The 24,229-nt window shown below is 68.6% G+C and carries 19 protein-coding genes; 11 read left to right on the forward strand and 8 right to left on the reverse strand.

Features of this window, described 5'->3' with window-relative positions; all coding sequences use genetic code 11:
• The first annotated feature begins 231 nt into the window (after nucleotides 1–231).
• The 4 genes from BO221_RS40825 (at nucleotide 232) to BO221_RS40840 (ending at nucleotide 7,024) form a co-directional block, all read left to right on the forward strand.
• Nucleotides 232–3,411: a TonB-dependent receptor domain-containing protein gene (locus tag BO221_RS40825; protein ID WP_073566346.1), complete on the forward strand. Its 3,180-nt coding sequence runs from the start codon at nucleotides 232–234 to the stop codon at nucleotides 3,409–3,411.
• A 30-nt stretch (nucleotides 3,412–3,441) separates the two neighbouring features.
• A complete protein-coding gene (locus BO221_RS40830; RefSeq protein WP_143195979.1) occupies nucleotides 3,442–4,344 on the forward strand; it encodes a hypothetical protein in 903 nt (300 codons plus the stop codon).
• 134 nt (nucleotides 4,345–4,478) lie between these two features.
• Entirely contained in the window at nucleotides 4,479–6,014 is a 1,536-nt protein-coding gene (locus BO221_RS40835; protein WP_073566348.1) for a radical SAM protein, read from the forward strand.
• Between the two features lie 92 nt (nucleotides 6,015–6,106).
• Nucleotides 6,107–7,024, forward strand: a complete 918-nt coding sequence (locus BO221_RS40840; RefSeq protein WP_198956294.1) for a hypothetical protein — start codon at nucleotides 6,107–6,109, stop codon at nucleotides 7,022–7,024.
• 104 nt (nucleotides 7,025–7,128) lie between these two features.
• Here BO221_RS40840 and BO221_RS40845 read toward each other — a convergent pair whose 3' ends face one another.
• Both BO221_RS40845 and BO221_RS40850 read right to left on the reverse strand, forming a co-directional pair.
• Entirely contained in the window at nucleotides 7,129–7,725 is a 597-nt protein-coding gene (locus BO221_RS40845) for a hypothetical protein (protein WP_073566349.1), read from the reverse strand.
• Nucleotides 7,726–7,728: 3 nt separating this feature from the next.
• Nucleotides 7,729–8,259 (reverse strand): DUF4920 domain-containing protein, encoded by a 531-nt coding sequence (locus BO221_RS40850; RefSeq protein WP_073566350.1) that lies wholly within the window; start codon nucleotides 8,257–8,259, stop codon nucleotides 7,729–7,731.
• Nucleotides 8,260–8,325: 66 nt separating this feature from the next.
• Here BO221_RS40850 and BO221_RS40855 point away from each other — a divergent pair, with 66 nt between their 5' ends.
• Entirely contained in the window at nucleotides 8,326–8,757 is a 432-nt protein-coding gene (locus BO221_RS40855) for a DUF2752 domain-containing protein (RefSeq protein ID WP_073566351.1), read from the forward strand.
• A gap of 9 nt (nucleotides 8,758–8,766) precedes the next feature.
• On the forward strand, nucleotides 8,767–9,348 hold the full coding sequence (gene plsY, locus BO221_RS40860; RefSeq protein ID WP_073566352.1) for a glycerol-3-phosphate 1-O-acyltransferase PlsY: 582 nt from the start codon (nucleotides 8,767–8,769) through the stop codon (nucleotides 9,346–9,348).
• Here plsY and BO221_RS40865 read toward each other — a convergent pair.
• The 3 genes from BO221_RS40865 to BO221_RS40875 form a co-directional block, all read right to left on the reverse strand.
• Nucleotides 9,265–10,503: a class I SAM-dependent RNA methyltransferase gene (locus BO221_RS40865; protein WP_073566353.1), complete on the reverse strand. Its 1,239-nt coding sequence runs from the start codon at nucleotides 10,501–10,503 to the stop codon at nucleotides 9,265–9,267. The genes plsY and BO221_RS40865 overlap by 84 nt on opposite strands.
• Before the next feature lie 24 nt (nucleotides 10,504–10,527).
• Nucleotides 10,528–10,809, reverse strand: coding sequence for an antibiotic biosynthesis monooxygenase (locus tag BO221_RS40870; protein ID WP_073566354.1), 282 nt, complete (start codon nucleotides 10,807–10,809; stop codon nucleotides 10,528–10,530).
• Nucleotides 10,810–11,023: 214 nt separating this feature from the next.
• Nucleotides 11,024–14,170 (reverse strand): DNA translocase FtsK, encoded by a 3,147-nt coding sequence (locus BO221_RS40875; RefSeq protein WP_073566355.1) that lies wholly within the window; start codon nucleotides 14,168–14,170, stop codon nucleotides 11,024–11,026.
• Between the two features lie 183 nt (nucleotides 14,171–14,353).
• On the opposite strand from BO221_RS40875, the gene BO221_RS40880 reads away from it, so the two are divergent.
• The 4 genes from BO221_RS40880 to gatB are packed head-to-tail and all read left to right on the forward strand — an operon-like array spanning nucleotide 14,354 to nucleotide 17,912.
• Nucleotides 14,354–14,683 carry a zf-TFIIB domain-containing protein gene (locus tag BO221_RS40880; RefSeq protein WP_073566575.1) on the forward strand — a complete coding sequence of 110 codons (330 nt, stop codon included), beginning with the start codon at nucleotides 14,354–14,356 and terminating at the stop codon, nucleotides 14,681–14,683.
• 19 nt (nucleotides 14,684–14,702) lie between these two features.
• Nucleotides 14,703–14,990, forward strand: coding sequence for an Asp-tRNA(Asn)/Glu-tRNA(Gln) amidotransferase subunit GatC (gatC, locus tag BO221_RS40885; RefSeq protein ID WP_073566356.1), 288 nt, complete (start codon nucleotides 14,703–14,705; stop codon nucleotides 14,988–14,990).
• A gap of 4 nt (nucleotides 14,991–14,994) precedes the next feature.
• A complete protein-coding gene (gene gatA / locus BO221_RS40890; protein WP_073566357.1) occupies nucleotides 14,995–16,455 on the forward strand; it encodes an Asp-tRNA(Asn)/Glu-tRNA(Gln) amidotransferase subunit GatA in 1,461 nt (486 codons plus the stop codon).
• A 17-nt stretch (nucleotides 16,456–16,472) separates the two neighbouring features.
• Nucleotides 16,473–17,912, forward strand: a complete 1,440-nt coding sequence (gene gatB, locus BO221_RS40895; RefSeq protein WP_073566358.1) for an Asp-tRNA(Asn)/Glu-tRNA(Gln) amidotransferase subunit GatB — start codon at nucleotides 16,473–16,475, stop codon at nucleotides 17,910–17,912.
• A 41-nt stretch (nucleotides 17,913–17,953) separates the two neighbouring features.
• On the opposite strand, the gene BO221_RS40900 is transcribed toward gatB, so the two are convergent.
• Nucleotides 17,954–18,379: a hypothetical protein gene (locus BO221_RS40900; RefSeq protein WP_073566359.1), complete on the reverse strand. Its 426-nt coding sequence runs from the start codon at nucleotides 18,377–18,379 to the stop codon at nucleotides 17,954–17,956.
• Nucleotides 18,380–18,687: 308 nt separating this feature from the next.
• Here BO221_RS40900 and BO221_RS40905 point away from each other — a divergent pair, with 308 nt between their 5' ends.
• Nucleotides 18,688–22,218 (forward strand): DEAD/DEAH box helicase, encoded by a 3,531-nt coding sequence (locus BO221_RS40905; protein ID WP_233166485.1) that lies wholly within the window; start codon nucleotides 18,688–18,690, stop codon nucleotides 22,216–22,218.
• Between the two features lie 257 nt (nucleotides 22,219–22,475).
• Here BO221_RS40905 and BO221_RS40910 read toward each other — a convergent pair whose 3' ends face one another.
• Both BO221_RS40910 and BO221_RS40915 read right to left on the reverse strand, forming a co-directional pair.
• Nucleotides 22,476–23,141: a hypothetical protein gene (locus BO221_RS40910; RefSeq protein ID WP_073566360.1), complete on the reverse strand. Its 666-nt coding sequence runs from the start codon at nucleotides 23,139–23,141 to the stop codon at nucleotides 22,476–22,478.
• A 10-nt stretch (nucleotides 23,142–23,151) separates the two neighbouring features.
• Nucleotides 23,152–24,114 (reverse strand): isopenicillin N synthase family oxygenase, encoded by a 963-nt coding sequence (locus BO221_RS40915; RefSeq protein ID WP_073566361.1) that lies wholly within the window; start codon nucleotides 24,112–24,114, stop codon nucleotides 23,152–23,154.
• Between the last annotated feature and the right edge of the window lie 115 nt (nucleotides 24,115–24,229).

Here is a 24,229-nt window from a genome sequence, read left to right on the forward strand (position 1 = left end):
CCTGAACTCCGGTGGACACCCACCTCGTCCCGCCCGGATCGCAAAAGGCGCGCTACATTACAAAAACCGGGAACGGGTGCAAGTGACCCCACCCTGGAAGGCCACCTGCGTGATCGGCCAATGCCCCAGTAGTCACCAAAATGCAACGGCATATTGACAACTGGTGGACCCCAGGTATTTTCCCGTACCATTTTAGTTGCAGTGCAAGCCCACCTTGGAGGGGTTCCCAGCATGCAAGTGAGACGGATGCTCCGGGCAACTGGAGTGGTTGTGGTCGCGAGCCTGTCGTACGGCACCGCGGCTTACGCCGATAGCGTGATCATCGGTACGGTTGTCGGTGCCGATAACAAGAAGCCTGTCGCTGACGTGGTCGTCACGGCGACGTCGCCCAACCTTCTGGGCGAGCAGGTCGTGGTGACGGACGCTCAGGGTAACTACCGTATTCCCCAGCTCCCGCCCGGCGTGTACACGCTCCGGTTCGACAAGGAGTCGTACCGTCCGTTCTCGCGGTCGGAGATCCAGCTGCGCCTGGATCGCACCATCCGCGTGAACGTGGAGATGCTGCCGGAGGAGATGAGCGAGACGATCGTGGTCACGGCGACGCCGCCGACCATCGACGTCGGCTCGACGAGCGTCGGCGTCAACGTGGATCAGGAGTTCATCAAGCGCATCGCGGTGAACCGTCCTGGCGGCAAGGGGGGCGCGGCGCGCTCCTTCGAGTCCCTGGCCGAGCTCGCCCCGGGCGCCCAGAGCGACACGTACGGCGTGTCCATCAACGGCACCACGTCTCCTGAGAACGGGTACGTGGTTGACGGTCTGTCCACGAACGACCCGGCCTTCGGCGTCAACGCCAGCCCGCTGAGCGTCGAGTTCGTGCAGGACGTGAACATCATCACCGGCGGTTACATGCCGGAGTACGGCCGCTCCACCGGCGGCGTGCTCAACGCGGTGACGAAGTCCGGCTCCAACGAGTTCCACGGCTCCGTCTACGGCAACCTGACCCCGGGCATCTTCGAGGGCCAGCGCACCCCCGTGGTGAGCAACGCCTCCGTTATCACCGGCCGCAACAACCTGCAGGCCATGGGTGACTTCGGCGCCACCTTGGGCGGTCCGATCATCAAGGACAAGCTCTGGTTCTTCGCCGGTGTGGCCCCGTCCTTCAGCAACTACACCCACACGCGCGCGGTCAACGCCTACGAGATCGAGGAGTTCACGCGGGCGGACGGCACCACGGGCCGCCGGGTCGCGAAGGATCCGGTCACCGGCTTCAACAAGGCGACCAAGATCCCGGGCTCCGATCGCGAGTTCGACGTGTTCGGGCAGAGCCTGCAGTACATGGGCAAGTTGACGTACCTGATCAACCAGGACCACAACGTCTCCGTCTCCCTCGCGGGCACCCCGAGCGTGTCGGGTGGTAACGGCGCGCTGGGCATCAACGCCCGCTCGGGCGCGCTGCCGGGCACGCTGGCCGGTGATCCGGACAGCTACGGCAACATCCAGAACCTGTCGGGCGCCACCACGGTGGCCCTGAAGTACGCCGGCGCCCTGATGGACAAGAAGGTGCTGGTGGACGCCAACGTGGGTTGGTTCCACCAGACGGCCTCCACGCTGCCGGATGACGGCTCGAAGATCGGTGACACGGGGAACGTCCTCGCCAACCTGTCGCTGATCCAGTTCCGCAACCTGCGCTCCATCGCCGACGTCGAGACGAACCTGAACGCGCAGGCCCTGTGCAACGCGGACGGCCAGGGCGGCACGCTCGCCTGCCCGGTGCGCACGTACGCCGCCGGTGGCGCTGGCCTCATCACGGACGGTCTGCTGGACCGCTACCAGGCGAACGCCAAGGCCACGTACATGTTCTCGGCCCTCGGCAACCACGTCCTCAAGGCGGGCGCCGACCTGGAGCTGCTCACCTACCAGCAGCGCAAGACCTTCTCGGGTGGCGTGGTGCTGGCCGAGGAGCTCGACGGCAGCTGGCTGGACTCGCGCCGCTACGGCTACCAGAACGGCCCTGACCTGCCGGAGAACCTGCGGTTCCAGGACTCCCTGTCGCGCAGCACCACGGTGGGTGGCTTCATCCAGGACAGCTGGACGATCGCCAACCGCGTGACGCTGAACGCCGGTGTCCGCTACGACACGCAGTGGATGTACGGCGCCACCGGTCAGCTGGGCATCGTGCTGCCCAACCAGGTGTCTCCGCGCCTGGGCCTCGTCGTGGACCCGCTGGCCAACGGCCGCATGAAGGTGTACGCGAACTTCGCGCGCTACTACGAGCAGGTTCCGCTCAACATGGCGGACCGCGCGTTCCCGCCCGAGGCCAGCTACGCGGCCTACCGCCAGGGTGGCACGGGCGCTCCGTGCGATCCCGCCACCATCACCACCTACGAGGGCCAGGAGGCGTGCCGTCAGCAGTCCTCCGTCATCGAGAAGGAAGGGTCGCTGACCGGTCTGGATCCGAGCTTCAAGTACCTCGGCGGCAAGGTGGACACCACCCCGGTGGATCCCGCGCTGAAGCCGCAGGGCTCGGATGAGTTCCTCGTGGGCGCCGAGTACGAAGTGCTCGCCAACATCCGCGTGGGTGCCAACTACACCCACCGCTACATGAACTCGGTCATCGAGGACATGAGCCGGGATGACGGCCACACGTACTTCATCGGCAACCCGAACGAGGGCTTCGCCAAGGAGTTCCCGAAGGCCACGCGTAACTACGACGCGGTCACGGTGCTCCTCAACCGCACCTTCAGCGATGGCTGGCTGGCGCAGGCGAGCTACACTTGGTCGCGGCTGTACGGCAACTACGCCGGTCTGTTCCGTCCGGAGAACGGCCAGCTCGATCCGAACATCACCTCGGACTTCGACCTGACGTCGCTGCTGGAGAACCGCGAGGGCCTGCTGCCCTACGACCGCACCCACGCCATCAAGCTGTTCGGCGCCAAGGAGTTCAACTTCACGAAGGACCTGAGCGCCAGCCTGGGCCTGTCCTACCGTGGTAACTCCGGTACGCCCATCAGCGCCCTGGGTGGTCACCCCATCTACGGCGGCACCGAGGCGTTCATCCTCAACCGCGGCTCCGTGGGCCGGACCCCGTGGCTCCACAACGTCGACTCCAACATCGGCGTGAACTACCGGATCAGCAAGAGCAACGTCGTGTCGTTCAGCCTCGACGTGTTCAACCTGTTCAACTTCCAGGAGGTCGCGACGGTCGACAACGCCTACACCAACGCGGGCGTGTACGTGCTGCCCATCGAGGGTGGCAAGATCGACGGCAACCCGATGGACCTGCAGGCTGGGCAGGTGACGCAGTCCAACGGCAATCCGATGACGGAGAGCCAGCGCAACCTGAACTGGACGAAGGCCACCTCCTACCAAGCCCCGCGTCAGATCCGCCTCGGTCTGAAGTACACGTTCTAGGAACCTCCAGCCGGATTGGGATTCGAAACAATGAGCAAGCGTATTGTTACTGCAGTGGCTCTCATCGGTGCGGCTGGCATCATCTCCGGTTGCGCCCTCGAGCAGCCTTCCGCCGGTTGCATCGTGCAGGACTCCACGGACTACCCGTGGCAGGCCGTGTACGTGCTGAAGAGCGGCGACGCGACCAAGTCGTGCGGCCAGCTGAAGGGTGAGGCCCTGGGCGTCTGGAAGTACGTGCAGTTCACCAAGGACGAGCAGACCCAGCAGCTCACCAAGGTCGGCTCCAAGCTGGCCCTCCGTCCGCAAGGGCTGGCCGATCGGTTCTTGCCCTACGTCTACGAGGACGAGGCGCTCAACGCCGATGGCTCCGTCAAGGTGGATGAGGACGGCAACCCGGTGATGGAGGAGAAGGAGGTGGATCGGGTCGAAGGTGCTCGCGCCGACGACTACAAGATCGCCAAGGCCTCCACGGCTCTGTCCGAGACCCTGGCCGACGAGCCGGATGACAAGGGTCTGTGCGCGACCACGGGCTTCAATTCCGCCTCCGTGACGTCCAAGGCGGTGACCCGTACGGTCGAGGAGTCGGGCGAGACCATCACGGTTGTCCCCGAGGAGACCCTGTCCTACACGTTCACCGACGTGAAGGTGTACTCGGATCCGTCCGCGCCTGGCACCCAGCTGACGGGTACGCTGAAGTACGCGGACCCGGAATGCGAGGCAGAGTACCAAGTGCTGGCCCTGTGGCCGCAGGTGGAGTGCGATGTTGAGGCCTTCAACAATCCGACCGAGGCCAACGCGGCGGATCGTTGCGACGTGGGCTCCGGTCTGAACCCGGACTTCGACGCGGTGTGCGTGGACGGCATCGGCCCCGGTGGTGCGGCCGCCTGCGTGCCGAACCCGGCGACGGGCGTGCCTGCCTTCAAGAACAAGTAGGCAGCCAGCCTCCGAGAGGCTGAACTGAAGTGAATCGCGGCCCCGGTTGCTCCTCCCCCACGCGGGAGTGGCGGCCCGGGGCCGCGGTGTTTATGGACGATTGAACTCCGTTTCGAATCTTTCCGGGAAGGTGCATGGAGGGTCGGTACTCACTGGTTGAACGTGTCGCGGCGCTGCTGGCCGATGAGCAGGGAACGCTCCGCAAGGAGGCGCCCTACCGGGTGGCCCTCTGCTACCCGAGCCCCTACCACGTGGGCATGAGCTCGCTCGGCTACCAGGCCATGTACCGGGAGATTTACGGCCACCCGGGAGCCACCGCCGAGCGCGCCTTCCTGCCCGACGACGTCGAGGCGTACCGCCGCACGCGCACGCCCCTGTTCACCTTCGAGTCGCAGGCCCCCGTCTCCAGCTTTCACATGCTGGCCTTCTCCGTGGCCTATGAGCTGGAGATGACCGGCCTGTTCTCCATGCTGGAGCTCTCCGGCATTCCCCTCCTCAAGGAGGAGCGCGACGAGCGCCACCCCCTCGTGGTGGCCGGCGGGCCGCTCACCTTCTCCAATCCGGATCCGCTCGAGCCCTTCGTGGACGTGCTCGTGCAGGGCGAGGCCGATGACCTCATCCACGTCCTGCTGGAGGCAGCGGAGTCCATGGAGAAGGATGCCCTGCTGGTGCACCTGGCGGGCGTCCCCGGCTTCCGCGTGGCCGGGCGGGGAGGGAAGCGCTACCACGTGGCCAAGGCCACGGACTCCCGGCTGCCAGCGCGCTCCGCCATCATCACCCCCCACACGGAGCTGCGCTCGATGTTCCTCATCGAGCCCGAGCGCGGTTGCTCGCGCGGGTGCCACTACTGCGTCATGCGGCGCACCACCAACGGCGGCATGCGCACCGTTCCACCCGAGCGGGTGCTGTCGCTCATCCCCGAGCATGCGAAGCGCGTGGGACTCGTGGGCGCCGCCGTGACGGATCACCCCCGCATCGTCGAGCTGCTGCGCACCCTGGTGGACTCGGGCCGCGAGGTGGGTGTGTCCTCGCTGCGCGCGGACCGGCTTACCCAGGAGTTGGTGGATCAGCTGCGGCGCGGAGGTGCCACCAACCTCACCGTGGCCGCGGATGGGGCCTCGCAGCGCATGCGGGACCTGGTGGATCGCAAGCACTCGGAAGAGCAGATCATCCGCGCGGCCCACTTCGCCAAGACGGCGGGGATGCGGCAGCTCAAGGTGTACAACGTCGTCGGCCTGCCGCTGGAGGAGGATGCGGACGTCGACGAGCTGGCCCGCTTCACCACGGAGCTGTCGAAGATCCTCCCGGTGGCGCTGGGCGTGGCGCCCTTCGTGGCCAAGCGCAACACCCCGCTGGATGGAGCCCCCTTCGCCGGTATCCGCGAGGTGGAGGGCCGGCTGGAGCGGCTGCGCAAGGGCCTCAAGGGACGCGCCGAGGTACGTCCCACCTCGGCCCGCTGGGCATGGGTGGAGTACATGCTCGCCCAGTGCGGTCCCGAGGCGGGGCTCGCCGCCATGGACGCCTGGAAGGCCGGTGGGAGCTTCGCCGCCTTCAAGCGTGCCTTCCAGGAGCGCGAGTGCCAGCCCTTCATCGCCCGCCGGGTGGAGGATGGACGGCGCCGGCCCACCGAGTGGCCCCGGGTGGAGAACATCGCTCCGCCCTACGTCTGACACTGGCGCGGCCAGACCTTGCCCCGGGCCGCCCGCTCTCTGCTACAAGGCCGCACGCGCCGCTTCCAGGCGCCAGGAGGCTTTCAGCGGCAGTGAGCACGGATCGCGTGGACAAAGCGTGGCAGCGCAAGGGGCTCAAGGACTACTCGACGGAGTCCATCGTCGGGACGCTCGGGCACTATGGCGTGACGGTCAGCGAGGCGGACTTCCGCCAGCTCGCCGAGAAGCAGTACCCGGCTGGAATCGCCGAGAGCTGGATGCCGAAGTGGAAGGGCACCGGCCAGTTCGCTCCCTTCCCGTATGCCGCCGCCGGGGAGCTGTGGAAGCGCTGGCTGTCCGGCCGGCTCGCCCCGTACGAGCTCTCCGAGAGCCTCGCCCAGTTGATGGGCGCCCTCGGGCAGCTCCTCCAGGGCGTTCAGCAGGCCCCCGTGGCCTCCTCCTTCGAGCGGATGAACGAGGTGCGCAAGCGCGTGCCCGTCAATGACAAGGGCGAGCCCGACACCGGCTTCATGCAGGAGGCCCTGCGCGTGTTCGACGAGCGCGCCGCCCGCGCCTTCGACGACCTGGCCGAGATGCTCGCCAAGGCCGGCCACCGCGAGCACGCCGAGGCCTTCGCCGACCTGGAGGAGTTCATCCTTCCGGATCGCCGCGGCATCTCCAAGCCCATCATCCGCGCCTCTCTCGGTGAGCGGGACGCGGCGCTCGAGGAGCTGCAGAAAGCGGCCACGGACAGCGCGCGCACGCCCATCTCCCGCGTGCTCGCCGTGGACGGCCTGCTGCACCTCAAGGCCAATGACAAGGTCGCCACCGTGGGCCGCCCCATCCTCGAGGAGGCCGAGCGCGTCCAGGACTGGCACCTCGCGCTGGATATCGTCGCCCGCCTGGAGCACGCCAACAAGCAGCTCGGCGATCGCACCGCGCTCGCGGCCCTCGAGAAGGACCGCGCCCGCATCGAGAAGGCCCACGACGAGGCCCACCCCACGCACCGCCGTCACCAGCATCAGCACTGAGCGGTGTTCCCAACCCGTGGTTCCCAAGTGGGGCCACGGGGTTCAACCCGCGAGCCCAGATACCCTCACCCCGTCCCTCTCCCGGGGGGAGAGGGGAAGTGGGCTCAGTACGGGACGTCTTCCTCGGTGGGTCGTGGGGCTTCCGCGGTGGCCTGCGCCTCCGCGGCGGCCTGGATGTCCTCGGCCGTCTGTCCCCGGCGGGGCAGGGGAATGTACTTCACCTCCGGCACCGCCTCCTGCACGTCCTTCACCGGTACCACCGCACCCACCGTCGTGTAGCGGATGGCTCCCGTCTGCGTGAAGGTGTGCCGCAGCTCGTACGACTTCGCCCTCGGCAGGAACCACTCGCGCACCGTCTTCAGCGGCAACACGTGCAGCTCCCCCTGCGCCAGGAACACGTACACCAGCAGATCCGCGCCGCTGTACAGGAAGCACCCCGGAGTGTCCCGCTCCAGGTTGGACACCAACTCGAAGAAGTAGCGCCGGCGCCGGGGTTGCCGGTCACCCTTCACCTCGATGCCGCGCACCTCTCCCGAGGGCAGCTCCCACAAGAGGTCCACCCCTCGGTGCTGGAAGCGCGGATCGTCCTGCACGTCATGGACGCGCGAGCCGGGCTCGGTCGCCAGCAACCAGTTCCGGGCGTATTGCACGGCCCGATCGGCCGCGCCCATCACGCCCCTCATGCTGAAGCCGCGTGCCATCGCTCAGCGGCGCAGCTCCACACCCGTGGCCACCAGCTGCACCTCGCGCGGCTTGCCGTCCGCGCCGCGGGGCACGATGGCGCCCTCGGCCTCGTAGTGCTTCGCCATGGAGTCGCTCAGTTCCGTCACCTTCACCACTCCCTCCACCCGCGCCGCCGAGCCCGCCGAATCCAGCGGCACGAAGAAGCCGTAGTCCTTGAACGTCACCCGCACCCCGGCACCCTTCGCGCCCTCGGCGAGTTCCATCCAGCAGCCCTTCTTCTGGCACGCCTTGCGCACCTGGCCCTCCACCCGCACCGTCTTGCCGTCGTGCGGCTGCGGCTTCGCCAGCAGCTCGGAGAGCTTCACCGCCGGAGCCCCCTTGAGCGCCTCGCCACGCGTCAGCGTCCAACCGTCGGTGGACTTCTTGGCCTCGGCGGGCGGCGGCGGGTGGGGGCAGTCCTCTTGAACGGCCGGCTTCGAGGCAGGAGCCTCGGCGAGCGCCATGAGGGGAAGGGCCAACAGCGTCAGCAGGGCGGAGCGGAAGGTCTTCATCCCCCACGGATAGCCCGAAGCCTTTGTCCGGGCAAGGTGCCCGCCATCCCGGTTACACTACCGGACGTGAAGGTCACCCTCCCCAAGCCCAACCGCACCTTCGGCCCCGCCGATGTGCTCGGCCTCGTGGGCCTCTTCGGACTGCTCATCGCCCGCTACATCCCCGTGGCCCGGATCGTTCCCTTCTGGGGTTGTGTCCTGCGAGAAACGACCGGCTGGCCCTGTCTCGGCTGCGGATTGACGCGGGTGGCCGACCGGGTCGCCCACCTCAACCTCGCCGGCGCCTGGGACGCCAACCCGCTCGGGACGGTGGCCGCCCTCTTCTTCGCCCTCATGATCGTGGTGATGGTGCTGCACCTCGTCTTCGCCATGCCCATCCCCCGGCTCCACCTGTCCCCCACCGAGTGGCACTGGGCCCGCATCACCGTCGCCACCGTGATCCTGCTCAACTACGCCTGGGTGGTGGTGAAGACGAAGTTCCCCCACCTGCTCGCCTAGGACGCTCCCGTGCACCCCGCCGCCCTCCTGCTGCTCGGCTACCTGGCGGGCTCCGTGCCCTTCGGGGTGCTGCTCACCCGCTGGGTCCGCGGCGTGGATGTGCGCCAGAGCGGCAGCGGCAACATCGGCGCCACCAACGTCACCCGCGTGGCCGGGAAGAAGCTCGGCGCCGTGGTGCTGCTGCTGGATGCCCTCAAGGGGGCCCTCGCCGTCGCCCTGGCCCTCTGGCTCGAGCCCGAGGCGCCCCGCCTGCATGCCGCCGTGGGCCTCTCCGCCTTCCTCGGCCACGTCTACCCCGTCTGGCTCAAGCTCCACGGCGGCAAGGGCGTGGCCACCGCGCTCGGGGTGCTCGTCGTGCTCGTGCCGCTGGGGGCACTCGCCGGGGCACTCGTCTACGCCGGGCTCGTGGCCGCCTGGCGCGTCAGCTCCGTCGGCTCCCTGGCCGGGGGGGTCACCGCCGTCGCCGTCGCCTCCCTCACCGCCCGCGCCCCCGAGTACGCGTGGCTCTCAGCGCTGCTCTTCGCCCTCATCGTCTGGACGCACCGGAGCAACATCCAGCGGCTCATGCGGCACTCCGAGCGGCGCTTCTGACTTCGGCTCGCCCCCGCGCGGCGAATAGCCCAGCAGCGTGCAGGCGATGGGGCCGTTCCACAAATCTCGCCGGCTCCGGGGCCGCGAGTGGAAGGCGCTCTCGAAGGCCGGGTTGCCCGAGAGCACCCAGACGCGCCAGCCCGCCTGCGCCCGCAGGCTGTCGCCCAGCTTGAAGTAGAAGCTCTTCATGCCCTTCTGCCCGCCCGAGCCCAGCCGGTCTCCATAGGGCGGATTGGTGAGCAGCAGGCCCCCCGAGGCGGGCAGGGGAGGCAGCTTCGTCGCGTCTCCCTCCTCGAGGAGAATCTCCTCGGCCAGCTTCGCCGCCTTCACGTTGCGCCGCGCCGCCTCCAGCGCCTCGGGGTCCTTGTCGAAGCCGAGAATCGGGACGGCCACCTTGCGCTCGTTGCGGCGGGCATCCGCCCTCAGGTCCTCGAGCAGCTCCCGCGCCCGCGCGCCCAGGTGCGGCCACTTCTCCACCGCGAAGTCCCGGGCGATGCCGGGCGCGCGCCGCCGGGCGATGAGGCCTCCCTCGATGAGGATGGTGCCCGAGCCACACATCGGGTCCACCAGCGCCTCCTCACCCGTGTAGCCCGCCGCGCGCAGCAGGGCCGCCGCCAGCGTCTCCTTCAGCGGCGCCGGAGTCGGACGCACCCGGTAGCCCCGGCGGTGCAGCGGCTCGCCACACAGGTCCAGTGAGAGTGACAGCCGCTCGCGCACCAGGTGGGCGACCACGCGCACGTCCGGATTCCGGGGGTCCACGTCCGGCCGCGCGCCCCGCTTGTCGCGCATCCGGTCCACCACCGCGTCCTTCACCTTCAGCGCCACGAAGCCCGTGTGGCTGTGCTCGCTGTCCTTGAGCGTGGCCTCCACCGCGAAGGTGGTCTCCGGCGTGAGGTGCTCCTCCCACGGCACGCTCGCCACCGCCTCGTACAGGCCCTCGGCTCCATGGGCCTCGAACTCGCCCAGCGGGTAGAGCACGCGCATGGCGATGCGCGACCAGAGGCATACCTTGAGCGCCTCGTCGAGCGAGGCCATGAAGCGCACCCCGCCCCGGTCCTGCCGGATGCGGCGCGCTCCGAGCTCCTTCAACTCCTCGGCCAGGAGGTCCTCGGTACCGCGAGCAGTGGTGGCGAAGAGGGCGAGACGTTCAGCCATAGGGGGCCCGCCTTATCAAGCTGCTCACTCCGCTACCACCTCGTACATGCTGAAGGTGGCGTCCTGCCGGGCACTGGCCGCCTTGGTCGCCTTGAAATCCTCGGACTGGAAGTAGGCCTTCAGGCTCTCCCGGTCCCTCCAGCGCGTCACCAACAGGAACTCGGGCTCCGGCTCGAAAGAGCGCAGGACCTCCAGTCCCAGGAATCCCTCGTACTGGTCCACCCGGCGCGAGCGCTCCCGGAAGGAGGCCTCCAGGTGCTCGGCTTCCTCCGCGGATGTCCGGAAGCGATTGATGGTGACGATCATCGTGGGGGCAACGGTCCTGCGCGGGGCTTGCTTCCCGCTTCAGTGGCGCGGGTGCGATGGGGGCGGTCTGGGTACTGGAGACCCTCACCCCAGCCCTCTCCCAGAGGGAGAGGGGGCATACACGGGTTCAACCTGGGGCCTCGATACCCTCACCCCGTCCCTCTCCCGGAGGGAGAGGGGATATTGGCGGGGGAGGGGCATGGGCGGCGTGGGATTACGCGGCTCCGGCTCCGGGCATCTCGCCCACTCCGCGGATGAGCACCTCGCGCGGCTTGGCTCCGTCCGCCGCGCCCACCACTCCGTCCCGCTCCATCCGCTCGATCATGCGCGCCGCCCGGTTGTAGCCGATGCGCATCTTGCGCTGCAGCATCGAGATGGACACCGCCCTCATCTCGCTCACCGTCGCCAGCGCCTGGTCGTACAGCTCGTCGGACAGCTCGTCCTCCTCGCCACCACCGCCCTCGCTTTCATCGTCGCGCGGCTTGAGGATGGAGTCATCGTAGACGGGCTTGCCCTGCGCCTTCAGGTGGTCCACCGCGTGCTTGATCTCGTTCTCCGAGACGAACGCGCCGTGCACACGCTGCAGGTGTGCACTCGTGGGCGGCATGATGAGCATGTCGCCCATGCCCAGCAGCGCCTCGGCGCCCACCGTGCCGAGAATCGTCATCGAGTCCGGCTTCGAGCGCAGCATGAAGCTGATACGCGTGGGGAAGTTGGCCTTGATGATGCCCGTGACGACGTCCGTGGACGGACGCTGCGTGGCCACCATCAGGTGGATGCCGGCCGCTCGAGCCATCTGCGCCAGGCGCGCCACGTACGTCTCCACCTCGCGGCTGGCCACCATCATCAGGTCCGCCAGCTCATCGATGATGACCACGATGTATGGCAGCTTCTTCCACTCCCGCTTCTCCTCCCGCGACGACTCGGACTCCCCGGCCGCCTCGAGCGCCGCGTCCACCGCGTCGGACATCCCGTCGTCGTCGTCCTCGTCCGCGGCCTGCATGCTCTCCGGAGCCTCCTCGGGCTCGGGCAGGGCCTCGCGCAGATCCTCCACGTCGTCCTTCGGGGCGGCGACCCCGGGACCCGCGTTGGCGCTGGCGGAATGGGACTCCTCGATGACGGCGTCCTCGGGCGTGGCCACGTCCACCACGACCACCTTCTTGGGCTTCTTCGGCGCGGCCTTCTTCGCGGACTCCTCGGCGGGCTTCGCGTTGGACTTCTCCGCGTCCTGCGTCTCCACGAACTTGTTGAAGCCGGCGATGTTGCGCACGCCCGCCTCGGACAGCATCTGGTAGCGCCGCTCCATCTCCTCCACGGCCCAACGCAGCGCGAGCGCCGCCTTCTTCGGATCCGTCACCACCGGCAACAGCAGGTGCGGAATGCCCTCGTACACCGAGAGCTCGAGCATCTTCGGGTCCACCATGATGAAGCGGACCTCCTCCGGCGTGGACTTCAGGAGGATGCTCATGATCATCGAGTTCACCGCCACGGACTTACCCGAGCCGGTGGTGCCTGCGATGAGCAGGTGGGGCGCCTTGGCCAGGTCGAAGACGTACGGCATGCCCTCGATGTCCTTGCCCACGCACATGGTGAGCCGGCTGCCCGCCTTCTGGAACACGTCCTGCTCGGCGATCTCCTTGAGGTACACCGTCTCGCGGTCGCGGTTGGGCACCTCGATGCCCACCACTCCCTTGCCGGGGATGGGCGCCACGATGCGCACCCGCATGGCCTCCATGGCCATGGCCAGGTCATCCTGGAGCGCGGCGATCTTGCTCACCTTGATGCCGGGCCCCGGGAGGAACTCGTACATGGTGACCACGGGGCCGGGACGGATCTCCACCACCTCGCCGGAGATGCCGAAGTCCGCCAGCTTGGCGCGCAGCTTCTCCGCCGTGGTGAGGAAGGCGTCCTTGTCGAGCGCCGAGCGCTCCTTCTTCTCGATCTCCAGCACGTCCAGCGGGGGCAGCGAGAAGCTGGTGCGGCCACCGACGAACTGGAACTGCTCCTGATCCTTCTTCTTGATGGCGACGGCGGTGGGCTTGGGCGGTGCCTTGGGCTCCACGATGAGCGGCGTGCGCGCCAGCGCCGAGGGCGGAGCCGGCACGATGGCCGCGGGCGAGGCCGGAGCCTGGGCCGCCGGAGCGGACGCCGCTGCCAGGGGCGCGGCGGCCACCATGGGCTCGGAGTCCTGCGCGTCGGCGGGCGTCTCGGGACCCGTGACGATGTTCGGTGCCTTGCCTCGCTTGCCCTTCGCGGTATCGGCCGGAAGCGCGGCGGCAGCGGGCGCGGCGGGGACGTTGGGCAGCGCGTTGGCGGCGGGCGAGGGCGACAGGAAGGCGGCCCACGCTGGATCCGCTCCCGGCGCCGGGCGAGCGGGCGCGGCCGGAGGCGTCACGATGACGGGCTGCTGGCCCGCCTCGAGCTTCTTCTCCCGGGCCTCGCGTGCGGTCTGCTTCGCCGTCTCGCGTGCATCCTTGGCGGCCAGCTTCGCCGCGGTGGCGCGCTCCTTCTCCTCCTGGCGGGCCAGACGCACGGCCTCCTCGGCCATGGCCTCCTGCTCGGCCTCCTCCGCCTCGAGGGCCAGACGCTCGGCCTCCTCCAGCTCGGCCTCCTCCTCCTCGAGCTCCGCGAGGAAGGCGTCCTCCTCCTCCTTCTCCTGGGCGGCGCGCACCTGCCGCTCCTTGTAGGCCTCCTTCTGCTGCTCCCAGAAGAGCAGGGCGTTCTCCTGTACGCGCCGGCCCACCACACAGGCCCCGGCCCACGCCAGCGAGCACAGCTTGAGGAAGGTGTACTGCGTGCCGACGATGAGCGCGGCGGCACACACCGTGGTCACCAGGATGATGGTGCCCACCGTGGAGAACATCCCCACCATCATGCCGCCGAGCGTGGCGCCCACGAAGCCTCCAGGCGGGTGGGCCTGGCCGGGCTGGGTGCCGATGAAGAGCTGGGCCAGCACCGCGCCGCTCAGGGTGAGCAGCACGAAGGCCACCAGCTGCGGCCAGCGGCGCCGCTCCCGGTTGCCCACGAAGACGACCATGGCCGCGTAGACGCCGCACAGGGGGAGCAGGTAGGCCCACACCCCGAGCATTCCCCTCAAGCCCTCGGCGATGAGGTGGCCCATGGGACCCACCGCGTTCTCGAAGCCCGGGCCCCTGCGGTCCTTCGCGCTGAAGGTCGCCACCGACACCAACGACAGGACCGAGGCTGCCATCAGGACGAGGCCGAGCAGCGCCCGTTGTCCGGGCCCTGACTCTCCTCCGATTCCCTTCTGCGCCTTCTTCTCAGCCAGGGCCTTGCGGCGCGTGGCGATGTCCTGCCGCGAAAGGACCGTCTTCTCCGCTCTGGCCTTCCGTTCCGCCATGACTTCCTCTCACTCCCCGTAGCGGGCTGTAGCAGCCGTCCGCGGAGTGTAGGGAGGGAGGGGGTCCGGTCAATTTTCCGGCGGGCGTCCAGAGGTACACGGCGCTACCACTTTGAAGCACCACCCGGGAGCGGAGCATGTATGTTGCTCCGGCCGCGTAGTGAAACCAAGGAGACCTACATCATGTCCACCCAGGACAAGCCGTCGTCGACTGAAGAGGAGTACTTCGCTCGCGAGGAAATCGAGAAGAAGCGCAAGCTGGCCCTCCAGCAGTCCCAGTCGCTGGCCGCCCAGCAGCGCGAGGACCTCAAGAAGCTGCACTTCATGAAGTGCCCCAAGTGCGGCATGGACCTGCAGGCCGTCAAGCGGGGCGACATCGAGATCGACACCTGCTTCAACTGCCACGGCATCTTCCTGGATGGGGGCGAGCTGGAGCGGCTGCAGCACCAGATGTCGCACGAGAAGGATGGCCGGTGGATGGGCGCCGTCCTCAACCTCTTCAAGAACAAGTAGTCCAAGGGAGGTCGGGTCCATGAAGCTCACCGTCGAGCAGGTCCGGCACGTGGCCACCCTGGCCCGGCTGTCGCTCTCGCCCGAGGAGGAGGAGCGCTACGCCACGCAGCTCTCCGCCATCCTGGACGCGGTGGCGCAGTTGCAGGAGCTCGACGTGAGCGGAGTGGAGCCGACCTCGCATGCCACGCTCGCGTCCTCGCTGCTGCGCGAGGACGTGACGCGGCCCTCGCTGCCGCCCGAGAAGGCGCTGGCCAACGCGCCGGCCAAGGTGGGCACCAGCTTCGCCGTCCCGAAGATCCTGGAGTGACGCCATGCAGCTGACCGACCTCACCCTGCTGGAGCTGGCGGCGAAGCTGGCCTCGGGGGAAACCACCTCCGTGGAGGCCACGCGGGCCTGTCTGGCGCGCATCGCCCAGGTGGATGGGAAGGTGAAGGCCTTCCTGCGGCTGGACGAGCACGGCGCCCTCGCGGCCGCCGAGGCCAGCGACGCTCGCCGCAAGAAGGGCAACCCGCTCGGGCCCCTGGATGGCGTGCCCGTGGCCGTGAAGGACATCTTCCTCACCGAGGGCGTGGAGACGACGTGTGCCTCGCGCGTCCTCGAGGGTTTCGTTCCCCCGTACGACGCCACCGCGGTGCGGCTGTTGAAGGAGGCGGGGGCGCCCATCCTGGGCAAGCTCAACCAGGACGAGTTCGCCATGGGCTCGTCCAACGAGTCGAGCGCCTATGGCCCCTGCCACAACCCGTGGGACGTGACGCGCACGCCGGGAGGCTCCTCGGGAGGCTCGGCGGCGGCGCTGGCGGCGCGCGAGGTGTTCGGCACACTGGGTACGGACACGGGTGGCTCCATCCGTCAGCCGGCGGCGTTCACCAACACCGTGGGCATCAAGCCCACCTACGGGCGCGTGTCGCGCTACGGCGTCATCGCCTACGCCTCCTCGCTGGATGCGCCGGGCCCCATGGCTCGCACGGTGGGAGACGTGGCGGCGCTGCTGCAGGTGCTGGCGCGGCATGATCCGCGGGACTCCACCTCGGCGCCGGCGGACGTGCCGGACTACCTGGCGGACCTGGAGCACGGAGTCGCGGGCCTGAAGCTGGGCGTGCCCCGCGAGTACTTCGTCGAGGGCATGGACCCCGAGGTGGAAGCCTCCGTGCGCGAGGCGCTGAAGGCCTACGAGCGGCTGGGCGCCACGTTGGTGGACGTGTCGCTGCCCCACACGAAGTACGCGCTGGCCACCTATTACCTGCTGGCCCCGGCGGAGGCCTCGAGCAACCTGGCCCGCTACGACGGCGTGCGCTACGGCCGGCGGGCGCGGGATGCGAAGGGCCTCCGGGACATGTACGGCCTGTCGCGTGACCAGGGCTTCGGCCCCGAGGTGAAGCGCCGCATCATGCTGGGCACCTACGCGCTGAGCGCGGGCTACTACGACGCCTACTACCTGCGGGCCCAGAAGGTGCGGACGCTCATCCGCGACGATTTCGCGAAGGCCTTCACGCAGGTGGACGCGCTGGTGACGCCCACCTCGCCGGTGCCGGCCTTCAAGCTGGGCGAGAAGGTGAACGACCCCGTGTCCATGTACCTCATGGACGTGTGCACGCTGCCGTGCAACCTGGCGGGACTGCCCGGCGTGTCGCTGCCGTGCGGCTTCACGAAGGCGGGCCTGCCCATCGGGTTGCAGCTCATGGGCCGCCCGTTCGACGAGGCGAAGTTGCTGAGGATCGCCCGGGCCTTCGAGCGCGAGCACGACTACGTGCGCCGCCCGGCCCCCATCTAGAGAGTTCCGGAGACGCCATGCCCCTGAGCGATTTCCAGCCGGTCATCGGGCTCGAGGTCCACGCCCAACAGCTGACGCACACGAAGATCTTCTGCCACTGCGCCACCAGCTTCGGCGCGGCGCCCAACCACAACACCTGCCCGGTGTGTCTGGGCCTGCCCGGCGTGCTGCCGGTGCTCAACGCGAAGGTGGTGGAGTTCGCCATCCGCACGGGATTGGCGCTCGGCTGCACCATCAAGAAGACGAGCGTGTGGAGCCGGAAGAACTACTTCTATCCGGACCTGCCCAAGGGCTATCAGATTACCCAGTTCGACCAGCCCATCTGCGAGTGGGGACAGCTGACCCTCGACACGCCCGAGGGCGAGAAGGTCATCCGCGTCCGCCGCATCCACATGGAGGAGGACGCGGGCAAGAGCGTGCACGACGCCTCGGCGGCCGAGAGCCTGGTGGACCTGAACCGCGCGGGTGTGCCGCTCCTGGAGATCGTCAGCGAGCCGGACCTGCGCAGCGCGGACGAGGCGGTGGAGTACCTCAAGGCCCTGCGAGACGTGCTGGTCTACATCGGGGTGAATGACGGGAACATGGAGGAGGGCTCGCTGCGCTGCGACGTCAACGTGTCGGTGATGCGCAAGGGCAGCACGGAGTACGGCCAGCGGGTGGAGTTGAAGAACATCAACTCGTTCCGGTTCATCAAGCAGGCCACCGAGTATGAAATCTCCCGGCAGGTGGACCTGCTGGAGTCGGGCGGGAAGGTGGAGCAGGAGACGCGGCTGTACGACCCGAACAAGGGCGTGACGCGCTCGATGCGCTCGAAGGAAGAGGCGCACGACTACCGCTACTTCCCGGAGCCGGACCTGCCGCCGCTGCACCTGAAGGACGAGCAGATCGACGAGGTGGCCAGGTCCCTGCCGGAGCTGCCGAAGGCGAAGGTGTCGCGCTTCACGAGCCAGTACGGGCTGCCGGCGTATGACGCGAAGATTCTGTGCGCGGAGCGCCCGCTGGCGGACTACTTCGAGGCGGTGGCGCAGCACTTCAAGGACTACAAGCGGCTGTCGAACTGGTTCCTCGGAGAGCTGCTGAGGCTGCTGAAGGAGGAGGGCGGGAGCGTCACCACGCTGCGCTTCACGACGGTGCAGTTCGCCCACCTGCTGACGGCGGTGGAGAAGGGGAGCATCTCGGCGAACGCGGGCAAGGACGTGTTCGGGGAGCTGTTCCGGACGGGGAAGGACCCGGAGGCCATCATCGCGGAGAAGGGCCTGGCGCAGGTGAGCGACACGGGCGCCATCGAGGCGGTGGTGGACGAGGTGCTGGCGAAGAACGCCGGCGAGGTGGAGAAGTACAAGGCCGGGAAGAAGCACATCTTCGGCTTCTTCGTGGGCCAGGTGATGCGGGCCATGAAGGGCAAGGGCAACCCGGCCCTGGTCAACGAGCTGCTCAAGAAGAAGATCGGGGAGTAGCCCTCGGAAGAGGCGCTCCCCCCGATTGGAAGGGCAGGGCGCTACTTCTTCGTGAGCGTGCCCTGCTCGACGAGGACGACGTCGCCTTCAGCGGACGTCTTCCACTGGAGCTCGAACCCTTCGACGTCCGTGTGGTACAGCTCACCGCTGCTCAGGATGTGCTCGGTGCCGTTGATGACGCACTTCTGGTTCGCCTCGATTTCCGCGCCGTATCCGCCGTGATTGTCGCTCCCGTGGCTCGCGAGCAGGGTGCAGGCCGCGTCTCCGGTGCGCTCGCGGAGTATCTGGATGACGCCGTCGTTCTTGTTGTGGGTGACCTTCCAGACGTCCTTCACTGCCGTTGCGGCCTCCAGTTCCGTGGCACTCGCCGCGCGCTTCGAGGTGCCTTCGTAGGTTCCCGACCAGTCCTGCACGGCGCCGCAGCCAACGATGAGCGAGAGAGCGAGAACGAAGGTGAGCTTCTTCATGATGGGTACATCCTCCTTGTTGTGGGCCGCCGCCCAATGCAGACCTCAGGCCACCTGCGCCCCTCTGGAATCCCGAGGGTTTGCGTGTTACCCGGCCCGAGCAACGCTCCCGGCATGACGCGGCTGCCATGGCATCCGTGCCCTGTCCGGTGGCGCCTGCTCTCTCGCTGCCCAGGCATCACAACCCGGGCTGAACCGGCCCTCCCTCGCGATTACACTCCGCCGCCTCCGTGTCCCTCCCCACGCCTCGCACCCCCGCCTCTTCCGGACCTGTAGTTCTCCCTTCGCCTTTCGGGACCCGGAAGGAATTGGAGCAATGGGCCGAGGCCCACTCGCTCCAGGACGCCCTGGCGACCTCAGCGGAGGTGCTGCTGCCCGCACTCGCGGTGGATGAGGCGCAGAAGAACAGCCTACGCTACGCGCTCAGCGGTCTGCCGATCCGGGACATCGGTTCTCGCGAGGGGGCCGCGCGCTATCTGGCGGCCCGTGCTCGTGGTGTCCTCGAGGAGGCGGTGCCCCTCGCTGTCGCGGCGTTCCTGGCCGATGAGGCGGAATCCGTCCGGCTCGGAGTGCTCGAGGAGGTTTCGCGTCCGGAGTCGCACGAGGACCCCGGCCTCGCGGTGCTCTGGTCCCGGTTGATGCAGCTCCGGCGCGGCATCCGCCCGCGTGCCCATCCCCGCTCCCGCGCCGCACGGGCCTCTGGCACCTGGTCGTTCCTCGCCGAGCCCTGTGCCGTCTCGTGGAAGGAGCGCTGGCGGCGCGTTCGGGGCGGGCCGTCCTATGGCTCCTTCGCGGCCGAGTCGAGGCTGTCGTTCCCGAATGATGGCGAGCCCCGGCTCGAGTGCACTTGTGAGGCCCGGGGCGGTGGCTGCACGCATGCCCTCGCGTTGCTCGATGCCACGCTGGACCTGCTCGAAGACCCCGCGCGGCGCGACGAGGCTCGGGTCCTGGCCGATGAGCTCCTGCGGCCCTCCTGGGCCCGGGCCCTCAAGGCGCTCGAGGTATTCGAGGCGAAGCTCGCCGAGCCGCGCACCTTCATCGAGGTGTGGTGGCGCATCGAGCATGAGCTCGGGATGCTCACCGCGGTGCCCTCGGTGAAGAAGCGGAACCGCCGGGGCACGTTGAGCTCGGGGGCGCGCACGACTCCCGCCCGCCTGCTCGAGGAGCACCGAGAGTCCCTCTCCGAACAGGATCTGCGCGTCGCCGAGCTCTTCTCCTCCTGGTCGGCACGCCCGGGCGCCCGGGGCAGCACGTACGCGGCCCGTGCCTTTCTCGCGCTCGTGGGACATCCGCGTGTGGCGCTCGACGTCTCGCCCGATGAGCCGCTCGAGCTGAAGCGGGTCCGGCTGGGATTCATCGCGGTGCCGTCTGGCGATCATATCCGGCTCGAGCCCTCCGTCGACGGCGAGGTCTTCGATGCACGCCTGCTCACCGCGTTGATGAAGTCCTTCGTGCCGGGCGAGCCGCTCTTCACCGCCGAGGAGCAGCGGGGCCGGTGCCTGCTCATCGACGTGAGCGACGAGGCCCGCCAGCTGTTCGAGCTGCTCCAGAAGCACGGCGCGCGGTTCCCCCCCGAGGCGCAGCAGCCGTTGCTCGAAAGGCTCTCGCGCCTGGAGGCCCGCCTCCCGCTGGTCGTCCCGGAGTCGCTCAAGGGCCGCGAGATTGCCTCCGAGGCGGAGACGGTGGTCCGGTTGAGGCTCCTTCCGGACGTATCGCTCGAGCTCGAGCTACTCGTGCGTCCGGGTCCGGGTGCACCGCTCTTCCATCCGGGCGTGGGTCCCCGGGACGTCCTGCTGCTGCGAGGCGCCGAGCGCGCGTACGTGCGGCGCTCCCTGCTCACCGAGGATGAGCGGGCGCGTGCGATGCTCTCGACGCTTCCGCTCGCCAATTCGGAAGAAGGCCCTCCCTACTGCTTCCGGATGAAGGACACCGACTCCGCCTTGGAGCTCGTCGCCGCCCTGCAGAATCCGCCGCGTGGACTCGCCGTCGAATGGCTCGACGAGAAGCCGAGGGTCATGTCGTCGATCGGCCCCGAGTCGCTCAAAGTCCAGATCGAACGGAAGCGGGATTGGTTCGGCATCAACGGCCAGCTGAAGGTCGAAGTGGGCCGGCTCGAGCTCGCGGTGTTGCTCGATGCGGCGCGGCGGCAGCAGCGGTTCGTTCGGGTCGACGAGCGGCGATGGGTCGAGCTCAGCGACACGTTGCGCCACCGGCTCCAGGCCGTCTCCGACCACGCCTTCATTCGAAGCGGGAGGGTGGAGCTGTCACCCGGTGCCGTCCCCGCGATCGAGGCACTCGGCGGCGCGGGAGCGGAGGTGGAGGCGGCTCCCTCCTGGAAACTGCTCACCGAGCGCCTCGCGGCCTCGTTGTCGCTCCGGCCCAAGCCGCCCGCGGCGCTCAAGGCGACCCTCCGTGACTATCAGGTGGAGGGGCATGCGTGGCTCAGCCGGGTCGCCGCGTGGGGCGCGGGTGCCTGCCTCGCGGACGACATGGGCCTCGGGAAGACGGTGCAGGCGATCTCGGTGCTGGTGGACCGGACACGCCTCGGGCCCGCGCTCGTCCTTTGCCCCACGTCCGTGGGCTTCAACTGGGTGGAGGAGCTCCGCCGGTTCGCGCCCGAGCTCCGCCCCATCCTCTACGCCGAGCAGCCGGATCGTGCGGCGTGTCTCGTGAAGCTCACGAAGAAGGACGTGCTGATCGTCAGCTATGGCCTGCTCACGCGGGACATCGCGAGCCTGAGCGCCGTCACCTTCGCCACCCTCGTCATCGACGAGGCCCAGGCGCTCAAGAATCCGGCCACGCACCGGGCCCGCGCCGCGCGAAAGCTGAATGCCGGCTTCCGGCTCGCGATGTCGGGCACGCCCCTGGAGAACCATCTCGGGGAGCTGTGGAGCCTCTATTCCATCGTCTTCCCTGGCCTGCTCGGGAGCTGGGAGCAGTTCCGTGAGCGCTTCGCCGCGCCCATCGAGCGTGGCAAGGACCCCGAGGCGCGAGAGGCGCTCGCCCGGGTGATCAAGCCCTTCCTGCTCCGTCGCACGAAGCGCGAGGTGGCTCGTGAGCTGCCGTCCCGCACGGAGATTCAGGTCCCCGTCGCGCTCTCCGAGGAAGAGTGGGCGCTCTACGAGGACGCGCGCCTGGCCGCCGTGGCCGAGGTCTCGAAGGAGGGGAGGAGCGTGCGCAACGAGCAGCAGCAATTCCAGGTGCTCGCGGCCCTGACGCGCCTGCGGCTGCTGGCCTCCCATCCGCGGCTCTACGACTCGAAATCGAGCGTCGGCTCCTCCAAGATGCGCCGCCTGCTCGAGTTGCTCGAGGAGCTCCGTGACGCGGGCCACCGCGCGCTCGTATTCAGCCAGTTCACCTCGCACCTCGCCCTGGTGTGCGAGGAGCTCGACCGGGCGGGGTTCCGCTACCAGTACCTGGATGGCTCGACCCCGGCGGGTGCTCGGGCGAAACGGGTGGAGGCCTTCCAGCGCGGCGAGGGCGACTTGTTCCTCATCTCGTTGAAGGCGGGAGGAACGGGCCTCAACCTGACCGCGGCCGACTACGTCATCCACCTGGATCCCTGGTGGAACCCGGCGGTGGAGGATCAAGCCACCGACCGAGCCCATCGCATCGGCCAGGAGAAACCCGTCACGGTGTACCGGCTCGTCACCCGTGGAACCATCGAGGAGCAGATCCTCTCGCTGCACGCGGACAAGCGCGCGCTCGTGGCGGGTATTCTCGAGGGGACGGACGCCGCGGCACGGCTGACGACGAAGGATCTCCTCCAGCTGCTCGAAGCGGGCGGTGCTCCGGTGGGCGAGGAGACGTCTTCCGCGTCCGGAAGACTCGTGCACTGAGGCGCGGGGGCGAGCCGCTGAAGACGAAGCCGGTCTCCAGCGGCTCGGGCCGTGCGCGCGGCTACTTCACCTGGCGCATCTGGCTGAAGAGGGCGTACTTGATGCCGTTGGCGTCCAGCGGATTGTCTTTGTCGTCGCGCAGCTTCCGGGCCCTGGCCATCCAGGCCTCGACGTTGGGGCCGTTGGCGCCGTTGCCGAAGACGAGGGTGTGGGCCTCGTCAAAGGTCTGGAAATCGATGGTTTACGGGCTCGATGGGTCAGAAAAGCCGTACTCCCACGAAGAAGGCGGTGCTGAGGCCGAACTGGAGCCACCGGCGATCCTCCTCGGTGAAGTCGTAGGTGCCCCGGGTGAGGGTGAGCGCGTAGGTGCCGGTGGAGAAGCGGAGCCGGGCCTCGAAGCCCAGGAAGAAACGGGAGGCGGAGGGGAAATAGTTCCCTCCCATGCCGAGCCCGAGGATGACGCCCCGGCCACGGCCCTCGAAGCGGTAGCCGGGGGCGGTGACGGTGGTGTGCGGCTCGAAGATGCCCCCGAGCAGGACTCCGAAGAGGTCCATCCGGCTGTAGTTCCGGTTGGCCACGGTGAAGTGGTAGCCCAGGCGGCCCACGACGGAGAGGTCCCAGCGCGAGGTGTCGCGCTCGGAGAAGAGGTTGGGAACCCAGCAGGCGAGCGCGCACAGGTTGGCGCCAAGCTCCGCGCCGAGGGAGAGCGTGCCGGTGGCGATGGGCAGCACGCCGGCCTCCACGGTGGCCCCGGCCTCGAGGGACAGGGGGAGGATCGAGGCGGCCCCCTCGACGCGCAGGTCGACGTTGCCCGGGCGCAGGAGGGGACGGGGCAACTCCTCGGCCCCGGCAACACCGGGAGCCATCGCCAGCCATCCGAGCAGGAGCAGGTTCCAGCAGCAGGCGTGCGTGGGAGTCTCCACGCCGCCGAGACTACTTGATGAGGCCGATCTCCCGCAGGCGCTGCTTGAGGAAGGCGTCGGCGGTGATGGGGGGCTGGCCCGGCTTCTCCGGCGTCACGGTGCTGGGCAGGGGCTTCAGCACGCACTCCGGATAGGGGTGCACGAAGAAGGGCATGGAGTAGCGCGTGTTGTCCTCGGCGGCCGAGGGCGGGTTGACCACGCGGTGGGTGGTGGCGGGGATGACGCCGTTGGTGATGCGGCTCATCATGTCGCCCGAGTCCACGACGATCTGCCCGCGCAGCGTGTCCACGGGAATCCACTCGCCGTCGCGGGTGAGGATCTCCAGGCCCGAGGCGGTGCCCTCGCACAGCAGGGTGAGCAGGTTGATGTCCTCGTGCTCGGCGGCGCGCACCGCGCCGGGGATGAACTTCTCCTTCAGGGGCGGGTAGTGGATGACGCGGAGCACGGAGGTGCCGTCCTGCGCCATGTCGCTGAAGGTGTTGCGCTCGATGCCGAAGTACTCGGCCACGGCCTGCAGCATCAGCCCCGCGGCCTCGTCCAGCGCGTTGAAGAGGTCGAGCGTGTGGGTGCGGAAGGACGGCACCTCCTCCGGCCAGACGTTGTAGGCGGCGGTGTCCGGGCGGCGCGGGTGGCCCTCGGGGAGGTCACGGCCCACGTGGTAGAACTCCTTGAGGTCGCCCACGGTGCGGTTCTTCGCGTGCTCCTTGCCGAAGGGGGTGTAGGCGCGCTGACCGCCGAACTCGGCCACGTGGTAGCGGTGCTTCACCTGCTCCGGCAGGCGGAAGAAGGACTCCACGTCCGCGTAGGTGCGGCGGATGAGCCCGTCGTCGATGCCGTGACCCTCGACGGAGACGAAACCGAACTCCTTGAGGGCCTCTCCGAACACCCGGACGAAGCGCGCTCGCTCCTCGGGGTTACCGGAGCGGTAGTGGGACAGGTTGACGAGGGGGATGCGGCGGGGGGAAGGAGACATGGCGTGCGCACTCTAGCCGCCCTCCCGGGGGCAGGTGAACTGTCCCCGCTCCCAGGGACGCCGCCCCGTCTGGTTGACATGGGGACCTTTCTCCGGCAGTCACGCCCCCATACAT

The sequence above is a fragment of the Archangium sp. Cb G35 genome, from assembly GCF_001896145.1.
GTDB lineage: Bacteria > Myxococcota > Myxococcia > Myxococcales > Myxococcaceae > Archangium > Archangium violaceum.

Coding starts and splice junctions, on each gene's coding strand:
- BO221_RS40875 (WP_073566355.1), bottom strand. CDS start 14,170: ATGGCGGAACGGAAGGCCAGAGCGGAGAAGACGGTCCTTTCGCGGCAG.
- BO221_RS40870 (WP_073566354.1), bottom strand. CDS start 10,809: ATGATCGTCACCATCAATCGCTTCCGGACATCCGCGGAGGAAGCCGAG.
- BO221_RS40835 (WP_073566348.1), top strand. CDS start 4,479: ATGGAGGGTCGGTACTCACTGGTTGAACGTGTCGCGGCGCTGCTGGCC.
- BO221_RS40845 (WP_073566349.1), bottom strand. CDS start 7,725: ATGGCACGCGGCTTCAGCATGAGGGGCGTGATGGGCGCGGCCGATCGG.
- BO221_RS40825 (WP_073566346.1), top strand. CDS start 232: ATGCAAGTGAGACGGATGCTCCGGGCAACTGGAGTGGTTGTGGTCGCG.
- gatA (WP_073566357.1), top strand. CDS start 14,995: ATGCAGCTGACCGACCTCACCCTGCTGGAGCTGGCGGCGAAGCTGGCC.
- BO221_RS40830 (WP_143195979.1), top strand. CDS start 3,442: ATGAGCAAGCGTATTGTTACTGCAGTGGCTCTCATCGGTGCGGCTGGC.
- BO221_RS40850 (WP_073566350.1), bottom strand. CDS start 8,259: ATGAAGACCTTCCGCTCCGCCCTGCTGACGCTGTTGGCCCTTCCCCTC.
- gatC (WP_073566356.1), top strand. CDS start 14,703: ATGAAGCTCACCGTCGAGCAGGTCCGGCACGTGGCCACCCTGGCCCGG.
- gatB (WP_073566358.1), top strand. CDS start 16,473: ATGCCCCTGAGCGATTTCCAGCCGGTCATCGGGCTCGAGGTCCACGCC.
- BO221_RS40865 (WP_073566353.1), bottom strand. CDS start 10,503: ATGGCTGAACGTCTCGCCCTCTTCGCCACCACTGCTCGCGGTACCGAG.
- BO221_RS40900 (WP_073566359.1), bottom strand. CDS start 18,379: ATGAAGAAGCTCACCTTCGTTCTCGCTCTCTCGCTCATCGTTGGCTGC.
- BO221_RS40915 (WP_073566361.1), bottom strand. CDS start 24,114: ATGTCTCCTTCCCCCCGCCGCATCCCCCTCGTCAACCTGTCCCACTAC.
- BO221_RS40880 (WP_073566575.1), top strand. CDS start 14,354: ATGTCCACCCAGGACAAGCCGTCGTCGACTGAAGAGGAGTACTTCGCT.